At 47.3% G+C, this 2,052-nt stretch carries 3 protein-coding genes; 2 read left to right on the forward strand and 1 reads right to left on the reverse strand.

What is annotated here, in order from left to right:
- Positions 1–296 precede the first annotated feature (296 nt).
- Positions 297–1,223, forward strand: a complete 927-nt coding sequence (locus HMPREF1024_RS20405) for a LysR family transcriptional regulator (RefSeq protein ID WP_009307864.1) — start codon at positions 297–299, stop codon at positions 1,221–1,223.
- A gap of 42 nt (positions 1,224–1,265) precedes the next feature.
- Here the strand turns inward: HMPREF1024_RS20405 and HMPREF1024_RS20400 are convergent, their stop codons facing one another.
- The gene (locus tag HMPREF1024_RS20400; RefSeq protein WP_228690136.1) at positions 1,266–1,700 is read right to left on the reverse strand and encodes a Gfo/Idh/MocA family oxidoreductase; all 435 of its coding nucleotides are present in this window, start codon (positions 1,698–1,700) and stop codon (positions 1,266–1,268) included.
- Between HMPREF1024_RS20400 and HMPREF1024_RS20395 the strand changes: the two genes are divergently transcribed.
- On the forward strand, positions 1,699–2,052 hold a 354-nt coding region (locus HMPREF1024_RS20395; protein ID WP_009307866.1), incomplete at its 3' end, for an IS5/IS1182 family transposase. The genes HMPREF1024_RS20400 and HMPREF1024_RS20395 overlap by 2 nt on opposite strands.

A 2,052-nucleotide genomic window follows, 5' to 3' on the forward strand; every position in this document is an offset into this window, starting at 1 on the left:
TCTGCAACCATTGCCATGACAAAAAACAGCAAGCATCGTGATGATGCTGAGACTCTCAGTGGAAAGATAACCCTAATGCCAATATAGATTGCGGGGATCAAAGTCCATAGATGAAACACTAATCAGACTCCTCATTTTGCTTCAATCCACAATCGTTACTTGCAGTCATTCATCTTGATCTGAATCGTGGACATTATTGTTGAATTGAACTAAAAATAACACTTCTTAAATGCAATAAAAGTTGAGTTTTTCTTGATAACATGATGAATAGTACTCAACGATAGTGAGATGAATGAATGCCGGTAAGACCAATAGCTAAACTTTCGCGCAGCGATCTGGCCGATCTGAATGCTTTCAGAACCGTAGAGAGGCTCAGAAGCTTCACGCAGGCAGCCGTGGAACTGGGTATTACGACCTCTGCCTTGAGCCATTCTGTCCGCAATCTTGAAACCCGGTTGGGTGTCAGGCTCCTCAACCGGACCAGTCGAACGGTTGCTCCCACGGATGCCGGAAGCAACCTGGCAAGACGACTTGAAATTGGGTTTAATGAGATTGGTGAGGCTCTTGATGAAATCAATCTGCTCAGAGACAGGCCCGTTGGTCGCTTGCGCATAAATGTTCTCGCGGACGGCGCAAGATTGATACTTTCTAAACTCTTACCTAAATTCCTACAAACCTATCCGGATGTGGAGGTTGAAGTCGCCGTTGATGACAAAATGGTTGATATCGTCTCGGCCGGATTTGATGCAGGCATACGATTTGGCGGCACGGTTCCTGAGGATTTTGTGGCAGTCAAGCTGGGCCCGGAACTCAGATGGGTAGCAGTTGCTTCTCCTAGATATCTATATAGAAAACAAGCGCCTGTTATACCCGAAGATTTAAAATCCCATAATTGTATCCAGATACGCACAGGCCAGGGCGTCATTTATCGCTGGGATTTCCACAAAGGCGATGAACACCGAAGCATTGAAGTTCCTGGGCAGGTATGTGTTAACGAAACGACGTTAGGTGTTGAGCTTGCGCTAAAGGACGTGGGTATTACCTATTGCCTTGAAGAGCGTGTTGCAGAGCATATAAAAACGGGGGAACTGCATATTGTGCTACCAGACTGGTCACCTATTGAACCCGCAATGCATTTGTATTATCCGGGGCATCGACAGGTACCCCAGGGACTGAAAGAGTTAATCGAAGTATTACGCTCAGCCTACCTCGATGTTGCATAAGAGAACCTTACAAGCGGGTCTATTGACCCGCCGGCTATGTGATTAATGAAGCCCCTCAATCCCTGCTTCAAGTAGCTTTATTTGCAAAATAGTCTGCTCTGGCTTCACTTCCTGCTCACGCCCGTTAACTACAGTTTCGTACAGCGCGGCATAATAGCGAGAGTAATCGCCTTGCACAGTTTTCACCTTTTCTTCATGGTAATCACCGTGACTATCAATGTAAGTCAGTACTCCATAATGCTCTGGTAAATCAACACCAAAGTCTTTATTTTCAGGCATATGGAAAAGCTTTAGATGCTCTTCCTGACGATCTTTAGTTGATTTGACGAACATCCCCTTTTTGCCATACACGACAAAACTCGGACGATCCTTGATTCTGAAATAGCTTGATTTCACAGATACCTTAAGGAAGGTGCGAACAAGTTCCTGATATGAGATCATCATATTCATCCGGAGCGCATCCCAGAGGGACATCATGAGCCATCAACTCACCTTCGCCGATAGTGAATTCAGCACTAAGCGCCGTCAGACCCGAAAAGAGATTTTCCTCTCCCGCATGGAGCAGATTCTGCCATGGCAGAATATGACCGCTGTCATCGAGCCGTTTTATCCCAAGGCGGGCAATGGCCGACGGCCCTATCCGCTGGAGACCATGCTGCGTATTCACTGCATGCAGCATTGGTACAACCTGAGCGACGGTGCCATGGAAGATGCCCTGTACGAAATCGCCTCCATGCGCCTGTTTGCCCGATTATCCCTGGATAGCGCCCTGCCGGATCGCACCACCATCATGAATTTCCGCCACCTGCTCGAGCAGCATCAACTGGCC

The sequence above is a fragment of the Klebsiella sp. 4_1_44FAA genome (assembly GCF_000238715.1).
Classification (GTDB): Bacteria; Pseudomonadota; Gammaproteobacteria; order Enterobacterales; family Enterobacteriaceae; genus Klebsiella; species Klebsiella pneumoniae.

Bases quoted from the DNA above. Each gene is read 5' to 3' on its own strand.
- HMPREF1024_RS20405 (WP_009307864.1), top strand. From the start codon at position 297: ATGCCGGTAAGACCAATAGCTAAACTTTCGCGCAGCGATCTGGCCGAT.
- HMPREF1024_RS20400 (WP_228690136.1), bottom strand. From the start codon at position 1,700: ATGATGTCCCTCTGGGATGCGCTCCGGATGAATATGATGATCTCATAT.